General features: G+C 66.3%; 21 protein-coding genes. 8 read left to right on the forward strand and 13 right to left on the reverse strand.

Going from position 1 to position 22,399, the window contains the following annotated elements; all coding sequences use genetic code 11:
- Nucleotides 1–63 precede the first annotated feature (63 nt).
- On the forward strand, nucleotides 64–726 hold the full coding sequence (locus SARO_RS14055; protein WP_011446410.1) for an extensin family protein: 663 nt from the start codon (nucleotides 64–66) through the stop codon (nucleotides 724–726).
- A 14-nt stretch (nucleotides 727–740) separates the two neighbouring features.
- On the opposite strand, the gene SARO_RS14060 is transcribed toward SARO_RS14055, so the two are convergent.
- From SARO_RS14060 to SARO_RS14080, 5 genes are all read right to left on the reverse strand, one after another.
- Nucleotides 741–1,361, reverse strand: coding sequence for a response regulator transcription factor (locus SARO_RS14060; protein ID WP_011446411.1), 621 nt, complete (start codon nucleotides 1,359–1,361; stop codon nucleotides 741–743).
- A 276-nt stretch (nucleotides 1,362–1,637) separates the two neighbouring features.
- The gene (locus tag SARO_RS14065) at nucleotides 1,638–2,402 is read right to left on the reverse strand and encodes a proteasome-type protease (RefSeq protein WP_011446412.1); all 765 of its coding nucleotides are present in this window, start codon (nucleotides 2,400–2,402) and stop codon (nucleotides 1,638–1,640) included.
- A gap of 82 nt (nucleotides 2,403–2,484) precedes the next feature.
- Nucleotides 2,485–3,297: a transglutaminase family protein gene (locus SARO_RS14070; protein ID WP_011446413.1), complete on the reverse strand. Its 813-nt coding sequence runs from the start codon at nucleotides 3,295–3,297 to the stop codon at nucleotides 2,485–2,487.
- Between the two features lie 8 nt (nucleotides 3,298–3,305).
- Nucleotides 3,306–4,253 (reverse strand): alpha-E domain-containing protein, encoded by a 948-nt coding sequence (locus SARO_RS14075; protein ID WP_011446414.1) that lies wholly within the window; start codon nucleotides 4,251–4,253, stop codon nucleotides 3,306–3,308.
- Entirely contained in the window at nucleotides 4,253–5,686 is a 1,434-nt protein-coding gene (locus SARO_RS14080) for a circularly permuted type 2 ATP-grasp protein (RefSeq protein WP_011446415.1), read from the reverse strand. The genes SARO_RS14075 and SARO_RS14080 overlap by 1 nt, the downstream gene beginning before the upstream one ends.
- 184 nt (nucleotides 5,687–5,870) lie before the next feature.
- Between SARO_RS14080 and SARO_RS14085 the strand changes: the two genes are divergently transcribed.
- Both SARO_RS14085 and SARO_RS14090 read left to right on the forward strand, forming a co-directional pair.
- The gene (locus SARO_RS14085; protein WP_011446416.1) at nucleotides 5,871–7,934 is read left to right on the forward strand and encodes a molybdopterin oxidoreductase family protein; all 2,064 of its coding nucleotides are present in this window, start codon (nucleotides 5,871–5,873) and stop codon (nucleotides 7,932–7,934) included.
- Between the two features lie 61 nt (nucleotides 7,935–7,995).
- Nucleotides 7,996–8,415: a globin gene (locus SARO_RS14090; protein ID WP_011446417.1), complete on the forward strand. Its 420-nt coding sequence runs from the start codon at nucleotides 7,996–7,998 to the stop codon at nucleotides 8,413–8,415.
- A gap of 3 nt (nucleotides 8,416–8,418) precedes the next feature.
- On the opposite strand, the gene SARO_RS14095 is transcribed toward SARO_RS14090, so the two are convergent.
- Both SARO_RS14095 and SARO_RS14100 read right to left on the reverse strand, forming a co-directional pair.
- Complete coding sequence (locus SARO_RS14095; RefSeq protein ID WP_011446418.1) at nucleotides 8,419–9,228, reverse strand: esterase/lipase family protein; 810 nt, start codon at nucleotides 9,226–9,228, stop codon at nucleotides 8,419–8,421.
- 94 nt (nucleotides 9,229–9,322) lie between these two features.
- Entirely contained in the window at nucleotides 9,323–9,871 is a 549-nt protein-coding gene (locus SARO_RS14100) for a DUF3617 domain-containing protein (RefSeq protein ID WP_011446419.1), read from the reverse strand.
- Between the two features lie 110 nt (nucleotides 9,872–9,981).
- On the opposite strand from SARO_RS14100, the gene uvrB reads away from it, so the two are divergent.
- Complete coding sequence (gene uvrB, locus SARO_RS14105; protein ID WP_041551247.1) at nucleotides 9,982–12,171, forward strand: excinuclease ABC subunit UvrB; 2,190 nt, start codon at nucleotides 9,982–9,984, stop codon at nucleotides 12,169–12,171.
- 98 nt (nucleotides 12,172–12,269) lie between these two features.
- Nucleotides 12,270–12,740, forward strand: a complete 471-nt coding sequence (locus SARO_RS14110; protein ID WP_143005024.1) for a hypothetical protein — start codon at nucleotides 12,270–12,272, stop codon at nucleotides 12,738–12,740.
- Here the strand turns inward: SARO_RS14110 and SARO_RS14115 are convergent, their stop codons facing one another.
- From SARO_RS14115 to tsaD, 4 genes are read right to left on the reverse strand one after another with little or no spacing between them, the layout of a single operon-like run.
- Nucleotides 12,741–13,322, reverse strand: coding sequence for a hypothetical protein (locus tag SARO_RS14115; RefSeq protein ID WP_011446422.1), 582 nt, complete (start codon nucleotides 13,320–13,322; stop codon nucleotides 12,741–12,743). It lies immediately after the preceding gene.
- A gap of 35 nt (nucleotides 13,323–13,357) precedes the next feature.
- A complete protein-coding gene (locus SARO_RS14120; protein WP_011446423.1) occupies nucleotides 13,358–14,842 on the reverse strand; it encodes a lipopolysaccharide biosynthesis protein in 1,485 nt (494 codons plus the stop codon).
- On the reverse strand, nucleotides 14,835–15,830 hold the full coding sequence (locus SARO_RS14125; protein ID WP_011446424.1) for an NAD(P)H-dependent glycerol-3-phosphate dehydrogenase: 996 nt from the start codon (nucleotides 15,828–15,830) through the stop codon (nucleotides 14,835–14,837). Before SARO_RS14125 ends, SARO_RS14120 begins: the two co-directional genes overlap by 8 nt.
- Nucleotides 15,827–16,879, reverse strand: a complete 1,053-nt coding sequence (gene tsaD, locus SARO_RS14130; RefSeq protein ID WP_011446425.1) for a tRNA (adenosine(37)-N6)-threonylcarbamoyltransferase complex transferase subunit TsaD — start codon at nucleotides 16,877–16,879, stop codon at nucleotides 15,827–15,829. The genes SARO_RS14125 and tsaD overlap by 4 nt, the downstream gene beginning before the upstream one ends.
- 45 nt (nucleotides 16,880–16,924) lie before the next feature.
- Between tsaD and hemC the strand changes: the two genes are divergently transcribed.
- The 3 genes from hemC to SARO_RS14145 are packed head-to-tail and all read left to right on the forward strand — an operon-like array spanning nucleotide 16,925 to nucleotide 19,460.
- On the forward strand, nucleotides 16,925–17,863 hold the full coding sequence (gene hemC / locus SARO_RS14135; RefSeq protein ID WP_011446426.1) for a hydroxymethylbilane synthase: 939 nt from the start codon (nucleotides 16,925–16,927) through the stop codon (nucleotides 17,861–17,863).
- Nucleotides 17,860–18,540, forward strand: a complete 681-nt coding sequence (locus SARO_RS14140) for a uroporphyrinogen-III synthase (RefSeq protein ID WP_011446427.1) — start codon at nucleotides 17,860–17,862, stop codon at nucleotides 18,538–18,540. The genes hemC and SARO_RS14140 overlap by 4 nt, the downstream gene beginning before the upstream one ends.
- Before the next feature lie 29 nt (nucleotides 18,541–18,569).
- A complete protein-coding gene (locus SARO_RS14145) occupies nucleotides 18,570–19,460 on the forward strand; it encodes a hypothetical protein (protein ID WP_011446428.1) in 891 nt (296 codons plus the stop codon).
- A 22-nt stretch (nucleotides 19,461–19,482) separates the two neighbouring features.
- Here SARO_RS14145 and SARO_RS14150 read toward each other — a convergent pair whose 3' ends face one another.
- Complete coding sequence (locus SARO_RS14150; protein ID WP_011446429.1) at nucleotides 19,483–20,703, reverse strand: UbiH/UbiF/VisC/COQ6 family ubiquinone biosynthesis hydroxylase; 1,221 nt, start codon at nucleotides 20,701–20,703, stop codon at nucleotides 19,483–19,485.
- Nucleotides 20,700–22,397, reverse strand: a complete 1,698-nt coding sequence (locus SARO_RS14155; protein WP_011446430.1) for an alkaline phosphatase family protein — start codon at nucleotides 22,395–22,397, stop codon at nucleotides 20,700–20,702. Before SARO_RS14155 ends, SARO_RS14150 begins: the two co-directional genes overlap by 4 nt.
- Between the last annotated feature and the right edge of the window lie 2 nt (nucleotides 22,398–22,399).

Below are 22,399 nucleotides of genomic sequence, written 5' to 3' on the forward strand. Positions count from 1 at the left end.
GGCCACAGGCCCGCCGAGCGTGCTAACCTATTGATAACCATGAAGTGCAACAGTGGGGGGATGATGGTCCGCGCGATCCTCGTCGTGACGCTTACGGCTCTTCTTGCCGGTTGCATCGGCTCGCCCGACACGCCGCGAAGGGATGCCGCGCGGCGCACCGGCGCGACTGTCTCGCAATCGCCGCAAGCCCGGGCGTGCCTTGCCGGCCTGGGGGCGACGCAGGCCAGCTTCACGCCGCTGGCCGATCAGTATTACGGAGCGGGGTGCTCGACGCTGGGCACTGTCAGGCTGGGATGGTTGCAGGGCGACGAAGGACGGCTCGAGGTCGCCAATCTCGGCCCGGTCTCGTGTCCGGTGGCCACCGCCTTGCAAGGCTGGGCGCGGTTCGGTGTGGACAGGGCGGCGCGACAGATACTCGGCAGCGCGCTGGTCCGGATCGAAACGATGGGCAGTTATTCCTGTCGGAACGTGGCGGGGACTTCGCGCCTTTCAGCCCACGCAACCGCCAATGCAGTCGACATTGCCGCGTTCCGGCTGGCGGACGGCCGGCGTATAAGCGTGGTTTCCGACTGGAATTCACCCTCGCCGCAGGTCCGCGCATTCCTGCGCACGGTGCGCGACAGTGCCTGCAAGCGGTTCGGCACTGTGTTGACGCCCGATTACAACGAGGCGCACCGAGATCACCTTCACCTCGAACCCGGAGGCCTCAGGCCGTTCTGCCGCTGAGGCGGGACGGCTTGTCAGGCGGCGAGGTCGTCGAGCCCGGCCGCTTCGATGCGCAGGCGGACCGCTTCGGCCGCATGGCGCGCGCCCAGCTTGCCCATCATCTTCATCCGGTGGATTTCGACCGTGCGCGGGCTGATATCCAGGTCGCGGGCGATGGCCTTGTTGCTGCAGCCTTCGGCCAGGCGATCAAGCACTTCGCGTTCCCGCAGGGACAGGCGTGCAATGCGCTGGCGCGCTTCGGCGGCACGGGCGCGCTGGACCCGGAAGGCGTCGGCTTCCTTGGCGGCACGGGCCACGGCTTCGTTCAGGGGCGCGATCTGCGTGGGCATCGCGAGGTAATCCAGAGCGCCTGCCTTGATCCCCCGGACGACCGCCGCCGTTTCAGGGGCATCGGCAACGGCGATGACCGGAAGCCAGTGCCCGGCACGCATCATTTCCGAGATCAGCGCGGCGATGCCTTCACCCACCGGTTCGTCATGCGCGATGACGAGGCCAGCAGACGGCGCATGCGCCAGAAGCTCCTCCGCATTTGCGTAGATTTCGGCGTGGTGACCCGCCGCGAATGCAAGGCGGGCGAGCTGTGCCCGGCGGGCAGTGTCACCATCGAGGATGTGAAGTGTTACGCGATCAACCATGAACCGGACTACATCACCGCAACCGGCAACATTGCCACAGGCGTTAGTTTCGTAATGAACCGAAAGTCACACCTCAGAAGGGCTACGTACACGTTTTTCCTTAGGCGCAACGCTTCGGGAATGGATCAATTTACCAACTTTGGAGACAAGGGATTCAACCGATTGCAGGTGATGCCCCGATTCCAAGGCCCCTTGCCCATCACCTCCACCGATTCCGGCAAGGTGGCATTAACCATTCAAGCATGTCGCCGATCGACAGATTCGCCCCTCGCCTGATCACAAGCCTTCGGGTTGTTCACCATGCTGGACGAAGGAGTAATCCGGCAGGGAATGGAAGGCCTGACGCAGCGCTTCGCTCCAGCTTGACGAGATCGACTTGAAATAGGGATCGGAGGCAAGGATCCGGCGCTGGTGCAGCGGTTCGAAACGATCGCGTTCGATCACCATGAGATCCAGCGGCAGCCCCACCGAAAGATTGGCCGCGAGCGTGGAGTCGAACGACACCATGAGCAGTTTCACCGCATCCTCGAAGCTCATCTTCGGGTCGTAGCCGCGCAGAAGGATGGGACGGCCGTATTTGGTTTCGCCGATCTGGAAGAATGGCGTGTCGAAGCTCGCCTCGATGAAGTTGCCTTCGGGATAGATCATGAACAGGCGCGGTTCCATGTCCTTGATCTGCCCCGCGACGATCATCGACGCCGTGAAGCGCGGTCCCTCGCCTTGCATCCCGCCGTCCTGCCGCCCCTCGATCACGTCGCGCAGCAGGCGCCCGACCTGGGTCGCGATCTGGAACATCGTCGGCGCTTCGAGGATCGAGGGGCGCCTCTCGTGCGGAGTCTTGTTGCGTTCTTCGAGCTGGGAGATCACGGCCTGCGTGGTGGCCAGATTGCCCGCGGTCATGAGCACCACCTGCCGTTCGCCGGGGACCGACCAGTGGAACATCTTCCGGAAGACCGAAATGTTGTCCACGCCCGAATTGGTGCGGGTGTCGCTCATCAGGACAAGGCCCTTGTCGAGCACCATTCCCACGCAATACGTCATTGTCCTGTCCCGATTACCTGCTTCCGGCCCAAGCGGGACGGGCAACGCGCCGAATCCCATCGAGCAAATTGGCCAACGCCGGTTATTGTTCCACACGCTGTTGCTGGACAGCAAGCCTGACGTGCATCGCCTCGTCCATGGCGCCGTAGCGGATGCCGGTGACGGGCGCTGCATCGCGATAGTCGCGCCCAGTCGCCACGCGGATGTATCGGGCGTCGGGACTGATGCCGTTTGAAACGTCGAAGCCTACCCAGCCGAGGCTTTCGACATGGGCTTCCGCCCAGGCGTGACCCGCATCCTGCTCCACCCGGTCGTCCATCATCAGGTATCCGCAGGCATAACGGGCGGGAATGCCAAGCGCGCGCGCCGCGCCGATGAAGATGTGCGCATGGTCTTGGCAAACGCCACGCCCGGCGGCAAGCGCACCCTCGGCGGTCGTGTCGACGTCGGTATGGCCGGACGCATACTCGACCCTCTCGCGAACCAGCGCCGAGAGCGCGTGAAGCTTCACCAGGGTGCTGTCTTCGTGGGGGAGCGCGGCCAGCAGCGCCCGCGTGCGGGCTCCTGCGCGGGTCAGGTCGGTCTGCTCCAGGAACTGCCACATCGGCATGAAGCCCGCGTGCTTGCCGATGATGCCGGCCTCGTCATTGGTGTCGACCAGGCCTTCGCAGCGGATCGTGACTTGCGACACGCCGGGATCGAAGGAGATGAGCGAGACGCGGTTGTTGTTCGCGTCGTCGTATTCGGCCTGGAGCCGCGCGCCTTCGAACTGCATGGACCATTCGACGACGCGCTGCCCGGCCGTCGACTTCGGCGCGAGCCTCAGGCGCTGAAGGCCGTGGCTGACGGGGCCCGAGAAGACATAGTGCGTGGTGTGATCGACGGCGAGAAGCATGGAGCAACCTATTCGGTAAAGCGGTAGTCCCGCTGGATCTGCAACGCGAGCGCGGTGTTGCAGGCGATGAACTTGCCGATGAATTCGTGCAGGCCCTGATCGAAGATTGCCTCGATGGTCGCGGTGTGAAGCTGGGTGTCGGCGTCGCGCAGGATTTCGTGGCTGTGCATTTCACCGCCATATTCACGCGCCAGGCTGGCAAGGTTCGATCGGAGCTTCGAGTAGCAGAAGGCAAGGCTGCGCGGGAAACGCTCGTCGAGGATCAGGAACTCGGCAATGCCGCGCGGGTCCATGCGGCCCGCATTGAGCCAGCGATAGGCCCGTTCTCCGGCGAGCGAGCGCAGCACGTTCTCCCACTGCACGTTGTCGAGGCTCGACCCGACGTAGGACACCGAGGGCAGCAGCACGTAGTATTTCACGTCGAGGATGCGCGCGGTGTTGTCCGCGCGTTCGATGAAGCTGCCGAGACGGGCGAAGTTGTAGATCTCGTTGCGCAGCATCGTGCCTTCGATCGCACCGCGCACCTGCGTCGACTGGCGGCGGACAAGGTCGAGCACGTCGCCGAGCCGGGTTTCGGTGACAGGTCGGGCCAGGGCCTCCCTGAGCTTCATCCAGCCGTCGTTGACCGATTCCCATACCTCGCGCGTGATGCCAGCGCGGACCATGCGGGCGTTGGTTCGCGCCATTTCCATCATCGCCAGGACACTGCCGGGATTCTCGCGGTCGCGCAGGATGAAGTTGAATACGTGGGGCCCGGTGAATCCGGGGCCGTACTTTGCCTCATAGGCGTTCTGCAGGCCGAGCGTGACGATGAGCGAGCGCCATTCGTCCGAAGCATCGGATGCATCGCGGGTGAGTGCCAGACGGAAGCCGGCCTCGATCGCCCGTGCCGAGTTCTCGGCGCGCTCGAGATAACGGAACAGCCAGAAGATGCCGTTTGCGGATCTGCCTAACATCAGTCGTCCAGTACCCAGCTATCCTTGGTGCCACCGCCCTGCGACGAATTGACCACCAGCGACCCTTTCTTGAGTGCCACGCGCGTAAGGCCGCCGGGCGTGATGTCGATGCCGTTCGGGCTGACCAGCACGAACGGGCGCAGATCGACGTGGCGCGGCGCGAGACCAGCCTTTGTCAGAATCGGCACGGTCGAAAGCGAAAGCGTGGGCTGGGCGATGTAGTTTTCCGGCCGCGCGCGCAGCTTGGCCTCGAACGCGGCGAGTTCCTTGCGCGAGGACGTCGGCCCGATCAGCATGCCGTAGCCACCCGATCCATGAACTTCCTTGACGACGAGTTCGGCAAGGTTGTCCAGCACATAGGCCAGCGCATCCGGTTCCGCGCAGCGCCAGGTCGGAACGTTCTGCAGGATCGGCTTCTCGCCGGTGTAGAACTCGACGATCTCGGGCATGAAGGAATAGATCGCCTTGTCGTCGGCAATGCCGGTGCCGGGCGCGTTGGCGATGGTGATGCCGCCCGAGCGGTAGACGTCCATGATGCCCGACACGCCCAGAACCGAGCCGGGGTTGAACGACAACGGATCGAGGTATTCGTCGTCCACGCGCCGGTAGAGCACGTCGATAGGCTGGTAGCCGCGCGTGGTGCGCATGGCGATGCGGCCGTTCTCGACGCGCAGATCGCTGCCTTCGACCAGTTCCGCCCCCATCTGGTCGGCAAGGAACGCGTGTTCGAAGTAGGCCGAATTGTAGATGCCCGGCGTCAGCACCGCGACGACCGGTTTCTTGCCGTCGCAAGCGGGAGGCGCGCAAGCGGCGAGGCTGCGGGCGAGGCGGCGGGGATAGTCGGAAACCTCGCGCACCCTGACCCGGGTGAACAGTTCCGGGAACATCGCCATCATCGTCTCGCGGTTCTCCAGCATGTAGGAGACGCCGGACGGCGTGCGGGCATTGTCTTCCAGCACCATGAAATCGTCCTCGCCGGTGCGGACGAGATCGATGCCGACGATGTGGGTATAGACCCCGCCGGGCGGCGTGAAGCCGACCATTTCAGGCAGGAACGCTTCGTTGCCCTTGAGCAGGCGCACCGGCAGGCGGCCGGAGCGGACGATTTCCTGGCGGTGGTAGAGATCGTGGAGAAAGGCGTTGAGCGCCCGCACCCGCTGTTCGATCCCGCGCGACAGCTTGCGCCATTGCTGTGCGGTGATGATGCGGGGGACCATGTCGAACGGGATCAGCCGTTCTTCCGCATCCTCGTTGCCATAGACGTTGAAGGTAATTCCCGTGCGGCGAAAGAAGGCTTCAGCCTCGCTGCCCTTTCGCCGCAGAAGATCGGGCGGCTGCTCGTCATACCACTTGCAGTATCCCGCATAGGCAGACCGCACGGAACCGTCGGCATTAAGCATCTCGTCATAGGACGAGGGCGAGGTTGTTTTCATAGGCACATCCCGTCTGGGAACCAAGCTTGCACACCCGTCCGCCTTTGCCAAGCGCTTATGCTGCAAGTGCGAAATAAAACTCGCGATACCTTCACCTCTCCCGGAGACACGTGATTTCTCTTGCCTCGAGGGGCCCGCGATGCGAGATTTAATCGATCAACTAAAATGTACCGGGAGAATTGCGATGCCACAGGTCCATCATCGCACGTGCCATATCTGCGAGGCCAATTGCGGCGTTCTGGTGGAAGTGGACGGGCGCCGGATTCTGTCCATCCGTGGCGATCCCGACAACCCGCTGTCGCGCGGACACATCTGCCCCAAGGGCACGGCCCTGCAAGACCTTCAGGAGGATCCCGACCGGCTGCGCCGCCCGCTCAAGCGGGTGGGAGACACCTGGCACGAGATCAGCTTCGAGCAGGCCTTCGCCGAAATCGGAGAGCGGACACGCGCAATCCTGGCGAAGGACCCCGACAGCGCCGCCGTCTATATCGGCAATCCCAACGCGCACAGCTATGGGAACGCGCTCAATGCGGACTTTCTGGGCAAGGCCCTGCGGACGCGAAACAAGTTCTCGGCCAGCACGGTCGACCAGATGCCTCATCAGGTGGCGAACCTGCGGCTGTGGGGCCATGCCAGCATGTTCCCGATTCCCGACATCGACCGGACGCGCACGCTTGTCATCCTCGGGGGCAACCCCATGGCATCGAACGGCTCGCTCTGGACCGTGCCGGATTTCCGCGCGCGCGTTCGCGACCTCAAGGCGCGCGGCGGCGAACTGATCGTGATCGACCCGCGTCGGACGGAGACCGCAAAAATTGCGGACCGCCATCTCTTCATCCGGCCGGCGGGCGATGTGTACTTCCTGATCGCACTCCTCAAGGCCGTGCGGGCGCGATCGCCCGCCCGCGTTGTGCAGGACTTCGTGACCGGTCTCGACCGGGTGGACGAGGCGCTGCAACGTTTCGACGCCGAGGCTTGCGCAGCGTCCTGCGGGGTTCCCTTGCCCGAGATCGAGGCTCTGGCCGAAAGGTTCCTGGCGGGTCCCGCCGCGCTCTATGGCCGAATGGGCGTGGCGACCCAAGCGCACGGAACGCTCAACGCTTGGCTGATCTCGCTGGTCAACATCGCGTCAGGGCAACTCGACCGCGAAGGAGGCTGGGTGTTCGGCCTTCCCGCCGTCGACACGGTCAACGTCCTTCCGCCCGGATCGATCGGCAAGTTCGCATCGCGCGTTTCCGGGCATCGCTCGGTGCTTGGCGAGTTGCCCGCTGCCGCGATGGCCGAAGAGATCGAAACTCCCGGCGAAGGGCGGATCAGGGCGCTGTTCGTCGTCGCCGGGAATCCGGTGCTGTCCACACCCAACGGCGCGCGGCTCGACAAGGCGCTCGAGTGCCTCGACCTGCTGGTTTCGATCGACATCTATCGCAATGCCACCAGTCGGCGCGCGCACTACATCCTGCCACCGGCCGGACCGCTCGAGCGCGACCATTACGGCCTGTTCCTCCTGCCGATGGCCGCGCGGACGATCGCAGTCTATTCCCGGCCCACGCTGGAGCAGGAAGAGGGATCGCTGCACGACTGGGAAATCCTGCGCGGCCTTGCCCACGCGATCAGCGGCGAACCCGTACAGGCGCCAACCCCGCGCGAGGCGCTGGACGGATTGCTGCGGTCCGGGCCTTACGGATTGACGCTCGAACAGGTGGAAGCATCGCCATCGGGTATCGACCTCGGCCCTCCGCCGACCGGTCAGTTGCCCGGTCGCCTGCGTACGCCGGACAAGCGCGTCACCTGCGACGTGGAGGAATTGGTCGAAGCTCTCGGCGCGCTCGACCTGCCCGGACAGGAGGACCCGCAAGGGGGACTGCGCCTCATCGGAAGGCGGCACTTGCGCACGAACAACTCCTGGCTCGCCAACAGCCGCCGCCTGATCAAGGGGCCGGACCGCTGCACGGTGATGATCCACCCGGACGACGCGACCCCGCGCGGCATCGCCGATGGCGCGACGGTGACGGTGCGCTCCGTCGCGGGCAGCATCGCGCTCGCCGCCGAGGTGACCGACGACATGATGCCGGGGACCGTTTCCATACCGCACGGCTGGGGCCACGGCCTGCCGGGCGTATCGATGGAGAACGCCCTGGGTCGGCCCGGCGTCAGCGTCAACGACATCACGCTGGAAACCGCGATGGATCCGCTTTCCGGCAACGCCGCGTTTTCGGGCGTGGAGGTCGAGGTGGCCCTGGCGGGTTGATGCCGGTCAAGGCGGCCCTTCGCGCAACCTGCCATCGCTCCGGCAACGGAGAGGAAGGCCGATGGCGACAATGGCTGTGACCGTGGGCGACCACGACGCGATGATGGAGTCCCTCGAAATCATCGCGGGCCGCGACCACGATATCGTGCCGCCTTTCTTCGCCCGGTTCCTTTCCGCCCATCCAGAGGAAGAGGACAAGTTCTTCAACCCGGCGACTTCGTACGGGACGATGACGAACGAGATCATGACCACGCTGCTCGCGCTCGCCAACGACGAGCCGTGGGTGGAAATGGTCATGCGCATGCAGGTGCTGACCCATCACGGATATGGGGGTATCGAACTGCAACGCTACCGCGACGTCCTCGACCACTTCATCGCCACCCTTGCCGACCTTGCGGGCGATGAATGGTCGCCGGTTCACGCCCACGCCTGGCAAGCGCAGGCGGATCGGCTGTTCGCGATGATCGAGCGCGCCTGGTAGGGTTCAGTCGCCGGCGAGTTCCGCGATGAGCCGCGCCACCGTCGCGGCCACGTCGGGATGGGCGGCAAAGCCAAGGTGCGTGCAGCGCATCGCAACCGCCAGGTCACGTTCGCCCTTGCGCCCGCATGCCGAACGCGGTGCGACGATGCCGTCTCGCGGACTCCACATGGCGACAGTGGTCACCGGCGGCTTTTCCGACAGTTCGCGCCCGATCGGGGGTTCATCCACCGAATGGCCCGCGATCAGCTGGTAGGCTCGCCAGGCGTTGTTGGCACGGCGATCGCCGGAAAACGGCGTGCCCATGGTAATGACCAGCCGGACAGCCTCCGGGTGACGTCTCGCAACCTCGCGCGCGAAGACGCCGCCAAGGCTCCACCCGACCAGCACCAGCGGCTCGCCTTCCTTGCGCGCCATGGCCGAGACGCGTTCGCACAGGCGCTCGAACCGCTCCTCCGTCGGCCCGAAATTGAAGCCCAGTCCCCAGTCGCTCACGCGGTGGCCCAGGTCTTCCAGCACGCGGCCGAGCGGTTTCATCCGCGCGGGATGCGTGCCGAAGCCCGGCAGGAGCATGACCGGCCTCGATGACCCTTCCGGCAATGCAGCGTGACGCGGGGCGCGGCGCGCCTGCCAATGCTCCACTGGAGTGCGCAGTTCGCCCAGGAACGCCTGCCACGCCGGCCCGCGCGCGCCTTCCGGACGAGGCTGGAACGCCAGGGCGCCGCGCCGCGCGATCTCGGCGCGCACGGCGGCAAGGCGGGCACTAAATTGCCCGATGCCGTTTGCCGTTCCAGAATGTCCTGCCGCCATTGCCATACGCTGCGCTCCATCGGCCTAATGGTCGATGAACGCCAGTCCGAAGGCATTTGTTTCAAATTCGCGTCAAGAACATGGCCTTGGCGGGAAAGCTTCAGGACTGCTCGTCGCCCTTGCATTCGCCGACGCGCCGGGAAACCAGCGCCATCTGCATGGTCATGGACTTGCCGTTGGGAGCGGCGCCGGTCATGTCCATGGTCATGTCGTAGGTGTCCGCGCTATAGGTTCCCGCCAGCTTCATCGTGGCGTTGTTCCCGGTCTCGGCACCCTTGCCCTTGCAGGTCATGGTCGCGTCGATCTTTCCGCCGCCCATGGTGAAGGTGTCATAACGGCAATCGTTGCTCTCCTGCCCGAAGAACGAGCCGTCCGGCTTTTCCGCCTCTTCCCTGGTCAGGCAACTGGCGAAGGTGTGCCCCTGGCCCAGCATCTGCTGCATGGCCTTCTTCGCTTCGGGCGGCATTCCCTCGACGTCGAACCTGACGAATTTCGTGGTCAGCTCCCAACGCCCCGGTTTGAGCTTCATGCCCGCGTCGGCGACCGACTTCGCGACTTCGGCAGTACTGGCGTTCTTCTTCTCGACCGAGCCGTCATCGCCGCAAGCGGCAAGCATGAGCGGCAGGACCAGCACGAATGCAGCGCGCATGAACATCTCCCTCGTTCTTCCACCCGCGAGGCTATCACCATGGCGCAGAACCTCAAATGGCGTGGATCACTTCGGTTGCGCGGACGCTGTTTGTTCCCCATATCCGGCGCATGGCCGAACTCGTTATCCGCAGGGGACTCGAAGAGCCCGACACCTCCGGCACCTTCGTGCCCCACCGCCCCGCAAGGCCGGACAAGGTGGAAGGCGGCAAGCGCTTCAGGATCGTGTCCGACTACCAGCCGGCGGGCGACCAGCCGACCGCCATCGCCGATCTCGTCGAAGGCATCCGCGCGGATGACAAGACGCAGGTCCTGCTTGGCGTCACCGGTTCGGGCAAGACCTTCACGATGGCGCAGGTCATCGAGGCGACCCAGCGGCCCGCGCTGATCCTTGCCCCCAACAAGATCCTCGCCGCCCAGCTCTATGGCGAGATGAAGAGCTTCTTCCCCGAAAACGCGGTCGAATATTTCGTCTCCTACTACGACTACTACCAGCCGGAGGCCTACGTGCCCCGGTCGGACACCTACATCGAGAAGGAAAGCTCGGTGAACGAGGCGATCGACCGGATGCGCCACTCGGCCACCCGCGCCCTGCTGGAGCGCGACGACGTGATCATCGTCGCCTCGGTCTCGTGCCTCTATGGCATCGGCTCGGTCGAAACCTACTCGGCCATGATCTTCGACCTCAAGGTCGGCACCACGGTCGACAGCGGCGAGATCATCCGCAAGCTGGTGGCCCTGCAGTACAAGCGCAACGATGCCGCCTTCAGTCGCGGCAACTTCCGCGTACGCGGCGACAATCTCGAGATCTTCCCCTCGCACTACGAAGACGTTGCCTGGCGCATCTCGTTCTTCGGCGACGAGATCGAGCAGATCGTCGAGTTCGATCCGCTGACCGGCAAGGCGGGCACGAAGCTCACCGCGATCCGCGTCTACGCCAATTCGCACTACGTGACGCCCGGCCCGACGATGAAGCAGGCCGCAGACGCGATCCGCTTCGAACTGACCGAGCGGCTCAAGGAACTGGTCGCGGAAGGAAAGCTGCTCGAAGCGCAACGGCTGGAACAGCGCACCAACTTCGACCTGGAAATGATCGCCGCGACCGGTTCATGCGCCGGGATCGAGAACTACAGCCGTTTCCTGACCGGCCGCCTCCCCGGCGAACCGCCCCCCACGCTGTTCGAATACCTGCCGGACAATGCCCTGCTCTTCGTCGACGAGAGCCACCAGACGGTGCCGCAGATCGGCGCGATGGCGCGAGGCGACCATCGCCGCAAGCTTACGCTCGCCGAATACGGCTTCCGCCTGCCGAGCTGCATCGACAACCGACCGCTGCGCTTCAACGAATGGGACGCGATGCGCCCCCAGACGGTCGCGGTCTCGGCCACCCCGGGCGGCTGGGAAATGGAGCAGGCCGGCGGCGTCTTTGCCGAACAGGTCATCCGCCCGACCGGCCTGATCGACCCGCCGGTGCTGATCCGCCCGGTCGAGGACCAGGTGCAGGACTGCATCAACGAGTGCCGCGAGACCGCCGCCAAGGGCTATCGCACGCTCGTCACCACCCTGACCAAGCGCATGGCGGAAGACCTGACCGAGTTCATGCACGAAGCGGGCCTGCGCGTACGCTACATGCACTCCGACGTCGAGACGCTGGAGCGCATCGAGCTGATCCGCGACCTGCGGCTTGGCGTCTATGACGTTCTCGTCGGCATCAACCTGCTGCGCGAAGGTCTCGACATTCCCGAGTGCGGCCTCGTCTGCATCCTCGATGCCGACAAGGAGGGCTTCCTGCGCTCCGAGACCTCGCTGATCCAGACCATCGGCCGCGCCGCGCGCAACGTCGATGGCCGCGTCATCCTCTATGCCGATCGCATGACCGGCTCGATGGAACGCGCCATCGCCGAAACCGACCGCCGCCGCGCAAAGCAGCAGGCCTACAACGAAGAACACGGCATCACGCCGCAAACGATCAAGCGCAACATCCACGACATCGTCGCGGATACCGCCAGCCGCGACGGCGTGGTCGTCGACACCGGCGACGACGAGCGCAACAACCTCGTCGGCCACAACCTGCGCGCCTATATCGAGGACCTCGAAAAGCGCATGCGCGCGGCCGCAGCGGACCTCGAATTCGAGGAAGCCGGCCGCCTGCGCGACGAGATCAGGCGGCTCGAGGCCACCGAACTCGGCCTGCCTGAAGGCGAGCGGAAAGCGCCGATCGTGGGACGCAGCAACGAAGGCAAGCCGGGTACGCGCAAGACGCGCTACGGGAAGTCACAGAAGACGAAGTGGGGGAAGTAGTGCGTTCAATCCTGGCAGCATCAATCGTCGCCCTCTCCCTCACCGCCTGCTCGAAATCACCGACCCCGCCCCCGCGCGAGGGGGCGCCGGAGAATGCCGTGCGGATGACCTTGCCTGAAGGTGAGGCCCTGCCCGGGGTGCGCGACAGCGCGGCACCGGCAAGCTGGGCCTCCTCGGTCGACGGACTTTCCGCGCGTTTCGGCCATCCGGGAGAGCAGCCGCTGGTCTCGGTCGCCTGCCGCCAGGGTGTGCTGGTCGTAACGCGGCACGCCGCTGCCCCGATCGGCGCGCAGGCGCTTTTTGCACTGGTCGGAAGCGAGGGGATCATGCGGCTGCCCGTCGATGCGACGGCGGTACCGGGTCAGCGCGGCTATATCTGGCAAGGCACAATGGCTGCCGACGATACGCGGGCAAAGGTGCTGGGCGGATCGTACACCGGGACGCTTCCCGGCGCGGGCATGATCAAGGTTTCGGGCGGCGGGCCGGTGCGTGATCTCGTCGCGCGATGCCGCCGCTCTGCGCCAACAGACGCGCCGGAGCCAGTGGCCCCGGCGCAAGCGATGGAATAGTCAGAGCTTCCCGAAACGGGCTTCGTAGGCGGCGGTATCGCCCGCCGCGAGCAGCGCGGCCTGTTCGACCCAGCTGTCGCGCTTGGCACGGCCGGCGAAAGAGCCGAGCCGCGCATCGATCCGTGCGATGTCCTCATCCGTCCATGCGGCGATCTGGGAAAAGCTGGTGACGCCAAGCGAAGCCAGAAGCGCCTTCAGCTTCGGCCCAACGCCCTTGATCCGGCCAAGGTCGTCTCCGCTCGCGGGAGCAGCCGTGGCCGGCGCTGCGGATGAAGCGGCCGTAGGCTGGGCAGGCGGCGCGGCGGCCTCGAGCAGTTCCTCGGCAGCGGCATGGGCCACGACTTCGCCAACACCCGCCAGTGTGCCCACGCCCGGCGGAGGCGTCACCAGCGCGGCGGCGCTTGGCGCGTCGATCAGGGCGGTATTGCGTTCCGCCGGAGCTGCGCCCTCCGAAAGGACATCGGTATATTCGCGCTTCCGCGTCGTCGGCTTCGAACGGCCCCACAACCACCACGCAACGAACGCCACGATCAGGACGACTGCCGCCAGCACGATCTGGTTCGTCTCGAGCATCACGACCATCAATTCACCCCCAAACAATTCCGGGCCGAAAGCCCTCAGGCTGCCTGTTGCTTGCGGAACAGGACGCGATCTTCGGGACCGAACGCCCTGACCCACAGCATGTAGCAGTAAATACCCAGAATTGCCGGAATGCCGAAGGAAAGTTCGGCCCATTCCGGCAGCCACGTGCTGGCGATGCCAACCGCGAGCGCCGGAACGATGGCCCATGCCAGGCCCCAACGCCAGTTGCTGATACTGTGGCCGAGCACGCGCGTAAGCACGCGCGACTTGACCGCCGAAGACAGCCCGAGCGACAAGGCCAGCGCCAGGGATGCGGCCGCCGCAACGTACATCGGGCCCCATCCGGCGGACTTGGCGACGACGATCAACACGGTCGTCAGCACCGCCTGAAACGCAATCGTCCCAAGGCTGATCCACAGGTTGCGCATCCGCGCGAGGTAGACCAGCGCCGCCTCGCTAACCACGGCCTTCGAAGCCACGACTTCCGCGATCAGCAGGAAGGCCAGCGCCGCCGTACCGGAAACGAAGTCCGGGCCGCCAAGTCCCATGAGCCCTTCACCGGGTATGCCCAGCGCCATGGCGATGCCGATCTGCGCCGCGCCTATCCAGAAACCGACCTGGCAGACCTGCTTGGCGATCGCGGCGTAATCCTTGTCCTTCACGCTGCGCGTGATGACGGGGCCAAGAACCGGCTCGAAGCTGGTCTTCAGCTTCTGCGGCAGCGATGCGATCTGCTGCGCGAAGTAGTAGATGCCGACAGCCGCCTCGCCCACGAAGAAGCGCAAGATGAACACGTCGAGCTTGCGCGTGCCCCACTCCACCGCGTCGGCCCCGGCAAGCGGGATGTTGCGCCGGGCGATCTGCCACAATGGGCCCGGACGGGGCTTCCACGCGCGGGGCAGGCCGTAGGAACGCAGCAGCGAGAAGACCGCAACGCCCGTTGCCGCCCATACCGAGGCGAGATAGGCGAGGCTGAGGCCCGACGAGGGCCAGACGAAGAAGAACGTGCCCGCCGCGATCGAGATCGTCCACGGCTCCACCACCGAACGCGCACGCACGGTCGTCGCCACGTCGAAGCGGTAGGCAAGCGCCGCCAGCGCAAGGTCGCCCAGCGCCAGCCCCGGAATGGCAAGGACCAGCAGCCTGTCGGCCAGCGTGTAGTTGCCGCTCGGATACATCGATTCGGGGAAGAGGTAGATCAGCGCGCCCATGCCCAGCGCCAGCGACATCGCCAGCAGCACTGCGTCGCCCACGACATTTGCGGGATGTTCGTCCCCTTCGGCCAGTCGCTGCGCAAGACCACGCTTCTGCCCCAGCGTCGCCAGCATTCCGGCGAACTCGACCATGACCAGCGCCGAGGCAAAGCGCCCCATTGCGGGAGCGCCGTAAAGACGGCTGGCGATGAACAGGAAGGGTATGCGCGCCATCAGGCGCAGCAGGAAGCCGAGAAAATTGGTGCGCCCACCCTTGGCAAGGGCGGCGATGTCCTTCTGGTCGGTCCGCTGCACGGGATCAGACAAGCGGATTTTCCGCGGTCAACGGACGCGAGAGCAGGCCCGCGACCACCTCGCGCGCCGGTGCCGCGCCTTCGAGCAGCGTGACCACGGCCTCGACGATCGGCATGGAAATCCCGCGGCCGCGCGCAAGGTCGGCAAGCACCGGGGCGGTGAACGCCCCCTCGGCCACCGTCGCGCGGTCGGCCATGACGGCCGTTGCGCTTGCTCCCTCGCCCAGCGCCTTGCCGAGCGAGAAATTGCGGCTCGAAGTGGAAGAACATGTCAACACCAGGTCTCCCAAACCCGAGAGCCCCGACAATGTTTTCGGCCGCGCCCCCAGCGCAAGCCCGAAACGCTGCATTTCGGCGAAACCCCGGCTGATCAGCGCCGCCCGGGCGTTCTGGCCGAGACGCAGTCCCTCGACCACGCCGCAGGCAATGGCCAGCACGTTCTTCACCGCGCCGCCGATCTCGGCCCCGGTCACGTCGTCCGAATAATAGGGACGGAACGTCGGGCGGGCGATGGCGGTCGAAAGCCGCAGCCACTGTTCCTCTCCCCCGGCACAGGCGAGGGTAACCGCCGTCGGCAACCCGTCCGCCACTTCATGCGCAAAGGTCGGGCCGGAAAGCACGGCGATGCTCGCGTCCGGTGCCGCGTCGCGGGCGACGTCGGCCATCAACCGCCCGGTTCCGGCCTCGATCCCCTTTGAGCACAGGACCACGTCCCCACCGTCACGCCCGATCCCGCCAAGAACGGACGCAAGATGCTGGGCCGGCGTCACCAGCAGCAGGACCGGGATGCGCGCCATGTCGGCAAGGTCTGCGGTGGCGGTGATCGTCGGATTGAGACAGGCGGAAGGCAGGAACGGTCCATTGCGCCGGTCCTCGTTGATTTCGCGGACCACTTCGCTCTCGCGCGCCCACAGCAGGACCTCGCGCCCGTCGCTGGATAGCATCTGCGCCAGCGCCGTGCCCCATGCGCCCGCGCCGACGACGCCCACCTCGAAGGTCATGCCTTTACCCCTGCTCCGCGCACCGGCGCGGCGTTCTCGTCGAGCGGCCAGCGCGGACGCGCCGCCACGTCAAGTGGATCGACATATCCCAGAGCAAGGCGTTCCGCGCCAGCCCAACCAATCATCGCAGCGTTGTCTGTGCACAGTTTCGGCGGCGGCGCGACCAGCGAAAGCCCGTGGCTCTCCGCCAGTCCTTCCAGCGCGCCACGCAAGGCGGCATTGGCGGCGACGCCTCCAGCCACCACCAGCGCCGTCATGCCCGGAGAAGCAGTCTCAAGCGCGATGCGGGTGCGATCGATCACGCAATCTATCGCCGCCTGCTGGAATGAAGCGGCGATGTCGGCGTCCCCGTGAACACCGGCATCCTTCGCCCGCATGACCGCGCTCTTCAGGCCCGCGAACGAGAAGTGCGGCTCCCCGCTGCCGACCAGCGGGCGCGGCAGGGGCACGGCCTTGGGGTTGCCCTCTCGCGCCATCCGTTCCACCGCCGGCCCACCTGGATAGCCGAGGCCGAGGATCTTCGCGGTCTTGTCGAACGCTTCGCCCAAGGCATCGTCGATGGTGGTGGCAAGGCGGCGGAACTGCCCGACCCCCGCAACTTCCAGGATCTGGCAATGTCCGCCCGAAACCAGCAGCAACAGGTAGGGGTATTGCAACGAGGGTTCGGCCAGTCGCGGCGAAAGCGCGTGGCCTTCCAGGTGGTTGACCGCGATCAGCGGCTTGTCCGCCGCCATGGCCAGCGCCTTTCCGGTAACGAGACCGACCATGACGCCGCCGATCAACCCCGGCCCCGCGGTCGCGGCGATGGCATCGAGGTCGTCCAGCCCGATCCCCGCGTCGGCCAGCACCGCCGCGATCATCGGACTGAGCACTTCGGCGTGCGCGCGCGCCGCGATTTCCGGAACGACGCCGCCATAGGGTCGATGCGCTTCGTCCTGCGAGGCGATGCGCTGCGCCACGATGCGCGCTTCGAGCGACGCGCCATTGCTGTCGATCACCGCGGCGGCGGTTTCATCGCAGCTGGATTCTATGCCAAGGATCAGGGCCATGTGGCGCTTTCCTCTAGAGATAATCCCGTTTACGGCAAGCGGCGCATGAACAACCAAGCTCCGCAAAGGCCCCTGAAGCTGGGCACCCGCCGCTCTCCCCTTGCCATGGCACAGGCCGAGGAAGCCCGTGCCCGCCTCTGCGCGGCGCATGGCTGGGCCGAATCGCAGGTGGAACTTGTCCCGGTGACGGCCAGCGGCGACAAGATCCAGGACCGTCCGCTCGCCGACATCGGCGGCAAGGCGCTCTGGACCAAGGAGCTCGACGCCTGGCTCGTCTCGGGCGAGATCGACTTTGCCGTGCATTCGATGAAGGACGTCGAGACGATCCGTCCTGAAAACTTCGCCATCGCCGCCGTCCTTCCCCGCGCCGACGTGCGCGACGTGCTGATCGGCGCGGCCTCCATCCACGCAATCCCGCCCGGTGCGCGCGTCGGCACCAGCGCCCCGCGCCGCGCCGCGCAGATGCTCCACGCCCGGCCCGACCTCACTGTGGTTTCGTTCCGGGGCAATGTCGCGACCCGTCTGGCAAAGCTCCAGGCGGGCGAGGCCGACGTGACCCTGCTTGCCGCCGCCGGCCTCGGACGCCTGGGCGAGACCGGGGTCGGCCATCCGCTTTCGGAGTACGAGTGGCTCCCCGCGCCTGCCCAGGGCGCGATCGGAATCGAATGCCTCGCGTCGAGAGCCGATCTCTGCGCATGGCTCGGCGCCATCGACGACAAGCCGACCCATCACGCGATCCGCGCCGAACGCGCCCTGCTCCTCGCGCTCGGCGGCAATTGCCACAGCCCGATCGCGGTCCTGACCACGCATCACGAAAGCTCGCTGACGCTTCGCGCCGCGTTGTTCAGCCCGGACGGTGCCGAGCGCGTCGAAGCGCACGAGACCTTCGCGGCGGGCGACGATGCAGGCCCCGCCCATCTCGCCCATCGCCTCCTAGGCGAAGCGCCCGACGCGATCCGCGTGCATTTCCACGGAGCCGGATGAAGCTCCTGCCGCTCATCGTCATCCGTCCCGAGCCCGGCAATGCCGCAACCATTGCCGCCGCGCGCGAACGGGGCCTTCATGCGATCGGCTACCCGCTCTTCCGGATCGAGCCGACACGGTGGAGCGTTGCCGAAGGGCGGTTCGAGGCGATCCTGGCGGGAAGCGCCAACATCTTCCGGCACGGCGGGCCGCAACTCGACGCACTGAAGCATCTCCCCGTCATCGCGGTGGGCGAAGCGACGGCCTCGGCCGCCCGCGCGGCAGGCTTCACCGTTGTCCGAACCGGCGAAGGCGGCCTGCAACCGGTGGTGGAGACGCTTGCCCCCGGCACCTATCTGCGGCTCGCGGGCGAAGACAGGGTCACGCTCGCCCCGCCGCCGGGCGTGCGAATCGAGACGGCGGTCGTCTATGCGGCCCGCCCCGTCCCGCTTCCGGACGAGCTGGTGGCGGTACTGGCGCGTCCAGCGGTCGTCCTGCTGCATTCCGGCGCAGCCGCGAAGCATTTCCGTCAGCAGTGTGAACGCACTGGAATTACTCGGGAAAGCCTCTATCTAGCGTGCCTCGCCCCGCGCATCGCCGCACTTGCGGGCGATGGTTGGGGCGATCTGCGCATCGCTGACTCAAGAACGGACTCCGATCTGCTGGAACTAGGCCGGCGAATGTGCCAGACCATGTGACTTCGGGGCGACAGGACAAGCGAAAACGGATGCAGGAAACCGGCTACAGCCAAGGCGCGACGGCGCGACCCCGCCAGACCGGCGGCATGCGCGCGCGCGGCGTTGCAGCTCTCGTTGCGGGATGTCTTCTGGCAGGTGCCGCCGGCGCCGCGTGGCTCGGCTGGCGCAACGGCTTCGTCGATCTCCAGATGAGCGACGGCGTGCCGCACATCGTCACCCCGCAGGATGCCCCGCCGCCGCCGCCGGCACCGGTCGTGGACTCTGCCGCCCAGGCCCAGCTCGCCGATACCGGCACCAAGATCGCCATGCTCGAACAGCGACTGGCCGAACTCAACCAGCAGGCGCTCGCAGCGTCGGGCAACGCCACTCGCGCGGAAACGCTGCTTCTCGCCTTTGCCGCCCGCCGTGCGGTGGAACGCGGCCAGCCGCTCGGCTGGATCGAAGCCCAGCTCCGCGCCCGCTTCGGGCAAACCCAGGGCGCTGCGGTGGACCGAGTGATCGCGGCCGGCTCGATGCCCGTCACCCTTCCCCAGCTCACCGAACAGTTCGAGCTCCTCGCCCCCGAACTCGCGGGCGGCTCGCCCGACGAAGGCACCTGGACCTGGTTCAAGCGGCAGGTGTCGGATCTTTTCGTCGTCCGGCACGACGACATGCCGTCGCCCGCGCCCGAAAACCGGGTCGACCGGGCCCGCGCGTTCCTTGCCGGCGGCAAGGTCGAAGCCGCAGTCGCCGAAGTGGAACGGATGCCGGGGCGCGAAAGTGCATCGGAATGGCTCGCCCACGCACGCGACTACATGGCGACCCAGCGCGCGCTCGACCAGCTCGAAGCTGCGGCGCTGATGGCCGGGCAACCCGTCGCGGCAATCCCGCCCGCCGATGAAGAGACTCCGGCACCCGAAGGCTCCGCACCCGCGATCTGAAGTCCCCGCGCTCTGGCCTCTCTCAGGCCGCGCGAAGCAGCTTGGGCAAGTCGCCGCTCATCCCGCGTGCCTCGTCCATGAACCAGCGCTTGAGCGGTCCCATGCGCTGCACGCCCGCCATGCCGAGCCGCCGTATCGCCGAAGGCACTCGTCCGGGCAGGCCGAACAGCCGCGTCAGGACGTCGGTGGCGGTCGCCACCATGAACGTGTCAGCCGCGCGCCAACGCTCGTAGCGCGCCAGCAGTTGCGCATCGCCCACGTCAAGACCAAGCCGAACGCCATCCGCAAGCACCTCGACCAGCGCCGCCACATCGCGCAGGCCGACATTCAGGCCCTGCCCCGCAATCGGGTGCATCCCGTGCGCCGCATCGCCCACCAGCGCCAGGCGCTGCTCGACGATCCGCGCGGTGTGATGGAAGTTCAGCGGATAGGACGAACGCGGGCTTGCCAGCCTGATCTCGCCGAAAATCTCGTGCATCCGCTTCGAAACTTCGTCGAGGAACATCGGCTCGGGCATCGCCAGCACCGCCGATGCGTCCTTCTCTGCCACTGTCCAGACCAGCGCCGAGCGATGCGAACCGTCCTCGTCGTCGAGCAACGGCAGCAGCGCAAACGGTCCGGCCGGATAGAACACTTCCCACGCGACGTTGCCGTGCGGCTTCTCGTGGGTCAGGCCGGCAATGATCGCACGATGACCATAGTCCCAGCGCGCCGGGGTAAAGCCCGCCTCGTCGCGCGTAGGAGACCTGCGCCCTTCCGCACCGACAAGCAACCTGCCCTTGAGGATGCGCCCGTCGGCAAGCGTGACCGACACGCCATGCTCGCCGCGCTCGCGGTGGATCACGTTGGCATTGGTGTGGAAGGTGATCGCCTCTTCCCGCGCCGCAGCGGCATACATGGCGATGCGCAGGTCACGGTTGGCGTACATCCGGCCCAGCGAGCCATCGCCCTCGCCCGGCTTGAAGTCGATCCGTCCGGGCTTCATCGCGTCTGTCACCGCGATCGCCTCGATCGGGCATCCCTTTGGCGCGAGTTCGTCGGCCATGCCAAGATTGGCGTAGAGGTTCCAGCTAGCCGTGGAAATGGCCGACGCGCGGCCATCGAATCCCTCGGCAGTCTGCGCCGCAGGGTCGGAATTGTCGACGACATGGCTGCTGATCCCCGCCTTGGCGAGGCCGATCGCCAGCGTCATCCCGACAAGTCCGCCGCCCAGGATGACGACGTCTGCGCTCAATTCATTCACTTGCCTGCTCCACACGTATTGGCCGGGCCACCATCGAGGTCGAGACAGCGCCCGTCGAATGCACCTTGCGGGATCTTGAGACCGATCAGTGCAGCAAGGCTGGGGGCAATGTCCACCGTTTCCACCGCGCTCGGCTGTTCGAAGCCGTTCATGCCCTTGCGCCAAAACATGATCGGCACGCGGCGGTCATAGTCCCAGGGGCTGCCGTGGGTTGCCACATAACCCGCGCGCGGCGTCGGGATCGCCACGACGCTGCGCTTGAGCATCACCACGAAATCGCCCGAGTGAAGCGGGTTGTAGGAAGCGCGCGCGCGTTCGGCCAGGGTCCAGGTTTCCGGCGAGCCCGACGGCATCGGCGTTGCCGCGATTTCCGCGGCGGAAAGCACCTTCTCGACATAGGGGCTCGTCATCAGGATCGCCTTCGCGTCGTCGACGATCCTGCCGCGCAGACCCTCGTCAAGGTCCTTGCGCAGCCAGTAGTCGCCCGCCGGCCCGTCCGCCAGGATCAGCCCCTTGGGCGCAAGCCCGTAACGCTTGCCCAGCGCCTCCGACAGCGCCTCGGCCGAGACTTCCGGCCCGACCCGCGCGCTCTTCTCCAGCGCCTGCTCGTGGAGGCGTTCGGGAATGTCAAAGCCGCCGTGGTCGGCCGTCAGCACCACCGCATAGTCGATGCCCCGCTTGTCGAGGCTGGCAAGAAAATCGCCGAGCGCCAGGTCGAGCTGCGCAAGCTGGATGCACATTTCCGCGCCCTCGGTACCCGTGGCGTGGCCAACGTAATCGGTTGCCGAAAGGCTCACCGCCAGAAGGTCGGGCACCGCGCCGCGCCCCAGCTTCTGTTCGTCCACCAGCTTGACCGCAAGATCGAGCGTCGCCCGGTCGAGCCGGGGCGATATGCGGAAGCCGTCGGCATCGCCGGCCTTCAGGGCAAAGTGGTTGGTCCCCACCGTCACCTCGCCGGCGGTGACGGCCCGGTCGTTGCGCCCGCAGTAAGCGGGCAGCGGGAAGGCCGGCGCGCCCTTGGCGAGCGTGCGCGCGATCTCGACGTTCTGCGCGATGGCGGTCGGCCCCGGCTCGCGCCCGGCAAGGGTGACGAAGCCCTTGCCCTTCCACCAATAGACCTGGTCGGTATCGTGCCCGCCCATCATCAGTGCGCCGCGGTCCTTGCCCGATACCGCGATATTGCGCGCCGCCGGATTGGCCCGCTTCATCCATTCGCCCAGCGTCGGCACCAGCAGGTGGATGGGCGATGCGACATAGTCCTTCGATCCGGCGGCACGCTTGCCCGTATCCTCGGCGCAATAGACCTGCTTGGGCCCGACGGCGACCGACTGGTCGATCCAGGAATTGGCGATGATCCCCGTATGGGCGGGGCGATTGCCGGTAAGGATCGTCGAGTGGCCCGGGCAGGTCTCGGTCGCCGCGTGGCTCTGGTAGCCGGCGGGGAAGACCGCGCCCGTGGTCAGGCGCGCAAGACCGCCGGTAAAGCGCTGGCGATACTGTGCGAAGATATCGGAAGAAAACTGGTCGATCGAGATCGCCACGACAAGGCGCGGCGCGTTCTGCGGCACCTGCTGGGAGACAATCGGCAGCGATGGGGGCGGGGGCGGCGCTTCCTGAGCGATCGCGGGCGCCAGCGGAAGAACGGTTGCAAGCAGGAATGACGAAAAGCGGGCAAGGGTCTTCACGCGAAACATAC

This window comes from Novosphingobium aromaticivorans DSM 12444 (assembly GCF_000013325.1).
Classification (GTDB): domain Bacteria; phylum Pseudomonadota; class Alphaproteobacteria; order Sphingomonadales; family Sphingomonadaceae; genus Novosphingobium; species Novosphingobium aromaticivorans.